The organism is Paenibacillus sp. 01T422, assembly GCF_056398785.1.
On sequence record NZ_JBFTQB010000926.1, the window covers coordinates 1 to 2,514 of the forward strand.

At 44.2% G+C, this 2,514-nt stretch carries 2 protein-coding genes; both read right to left on the reverse strand.

Features of this window, described 5'->3' with window-relative positions; all coding sequences use genetic code 11:
- Positions 1-575 precede the first annotated feature (575 nt).
- A complete protein-coding gene (locus AC1DUA_RS33525) occupies positions 576-707 on the reverse strand; it encodes a hypothetical protein (RefSeq protein ID WP_477503851.1) in 132 nt (43 codons plus the stop codon).
- 567 nt (positions 708-1,274) lie between these two features.
- On the reverse strand, positions 1,275-1,562 hold the full coding sequence (locus AC1DUA_RS33530) for a hypothetical protein (RefSeq protein ID WP_477503852.1): 288 nt from the start codon (positions 1,560-1,562) through the stop codon (positions 1,275-1,277).
- Positions 1,563-2,514: the final 952 nt, after the last annotated feature.

A 2,514-nucleotide genomic window follows, 5' to 3' on the forward strand; every position in this document is an offset into this window, starting at 1 on the left:
CTATCGAACATCTCTCGTATAGATACACCTTACAAAGGGGAGTTGCCAAAAGAAGAAGTCTACTGACCAACATGCAATAAACTCGTTGATAAATCAAAAGTAGTTTTAGTTTTGAAAATAGGCTTTTACAAAACAATAATTCCTTTAGCAAGTAACTGTAAATCTGCAAACGCTCTCAACGTTGAACCGGCTAAGGAATAGTTCATAACGTAACAAAGGTCTACGGGAATCACAGTGGGCCTCTTACCCCTGTAAATGCCCCAAGCAATAATAAATTACTGACATAATATAATGAGTAATTATACAAAAGGAGTTGATATGAAAAATGGGATTAGAAGTAGGAGAAGGGGTTCGTCATCGTAATCATATGGCCGAAGTTTTAGTTCTCTTTATTCTTTTGGTTATTATAACTATGGCTTTTGCATGGTAACCTAGTCAATTCAGTAAAGAAAAGTTAACTCCAAGGTCTACGGGAATCACCGTGGGCCTTTTAGTCGTTGTTCATTCTTGCCACGATCACACCAAACGGGATCCACGTCAAACGCCCATGAAGATCCTTCACACGGATCCGCCGTTCAAACTGATCCACGCTGACCACTCTCCCCAAACTCGTAGAACGTAGGAAGCGTCACGACTTGCTGTAGTTTGAACTCGGGACCAATGAAGCGTGATGACTCCCACAGGCCGTTGTTCGATATTCTGTTCACATGGAAATAACTTCCTACATATAGAACTGGTGTTCTATATTCTATTTCAGAAGTTTGAGAAATACTAGATATTATTTTTTCGCGGCTAGCCCAAAGCAGTCCCCAACGCCATCAAGCAGCGCGGAGCGAAATGGGGTATCGACCTGGTGCGGAACCCTGAACTTGACCGTATATTGATATTGCCAACAGCACAACTCCACTCACCCACTCCACTCTCTTAACGATAAAAAAAACGGTCTGTATTCGCATCTATTTCGCGATTAGACCGTTTTTTTTTGTGAATGTTGGATTAAGGAATTAAATTACAAAAGCTGATGWGATGATWACCAAAAGAATAAARAGAACCAAAACAGCTGCTGTGCTGCTACCACCGTAACCTGCACAACTTCCACCAATTCCACCATAAGCCATGTTTACTCATTCCCTTCAGTCGTGATTTTTCATTACGGTATAATCATACGCTCTGTACACAGGGGTTGCTTGGACTTTAGTCAGGGCTTACTTGCTGATTTAGTCGAAGCGTGACCACCTCGGAATTTGAAAATACTACAAATCTGTCCGGGTGGATTAGTCAGGTGGTTTGGCATAGGGTGCTCCCCGTGTGGCAGGGTCTTCCAATTGTAGAGGAATAGCCCAACGGGATCCTCCGTCAGGCTGTTTGATCATTCGTTTTATCGACACAAGCGGAATCCCTCTAGCTATCATCTCTCCTGCGTTCACCAATGCCCTGTAATCCTGTGTGGGGCTGAAAGCGCCGTTTCCTTTATGAGACGGGAATAGGCAATCATCCGCGGCCATTCCCTTGGTGTAGGCATCTACGTCAGACTGGATCGGCTTCAGGTTGACGTTACGCACCTTGCTACTCTTTTGCTCAACTATCCTAGCATGACTTTTCCCCCGAACATCTTTCACAGGTAGCGTCACTATGTTAGAAACCCTTAACCCAGTATGGATCCCCAACACGAACATAAAGGCATCCCGTTCACCGCACCATCGGCAAATTCGTACATTGGACTATTGAGAGCCGATCTGTATAAGCGTAAACAAAGAACAACTCTTCGCCGTTGAGAGGGTGTTTAAGTGGGGGATAATGAGTTGACAATATCAATATATGGTCGAGATGACGATTCAGCGTTAGGTTATAACCTACATACCAAAAGATAATTAGACAATATGACAAAATGATGTATCACGGGAAATAGGAAAAATCCGGATCTAGGAGGCACTCGGCAGGATTAACGGGTTTTCAGCCAACTTCAGCTACCTTTTCACGGATCCGTCTCTTGATGCGCCGTACCTTCTCCTTATAATCTAGCCCCATTGCCACGGCAAATTGCTGATTAGACAATATAAAAGATTGAACCCGCCCGCAAAGTAACCTTTGCAGCGTACCGGTGCATGTCCGTCTGCCCACTTCCCACGACCTAAGGAAGCGCCCACAGCCACCAACGCCGTATGAAGGCAAAAGCAGTTGACTTGCCGATCTGCAGAGTTTTGGCTAGGTTGGATCAAGGCCTAGAAATTTCTTTGATCGATCCATCCGGAAGATCCTGCGATAACCGAGTAGATGTTTAACCTCGTCCAGCCAACCTAAATTTAAAAGCTCTAGCAGCGCAGAGTGAAATGGGTATCGACCTAGTGCGGAGCCATCCACTTGACCGTATATTGATATTGCCAGCAGCACAACTCACTCGTCACCCTCACAACGAGAAAAAAACGGTCTGTATTCGCATCTATTTCGCGATAAGACCGTTTTTTTTGTGTAAATGTTGGATTAAGGAATTAAATTACAAAAGCTGATGAGATG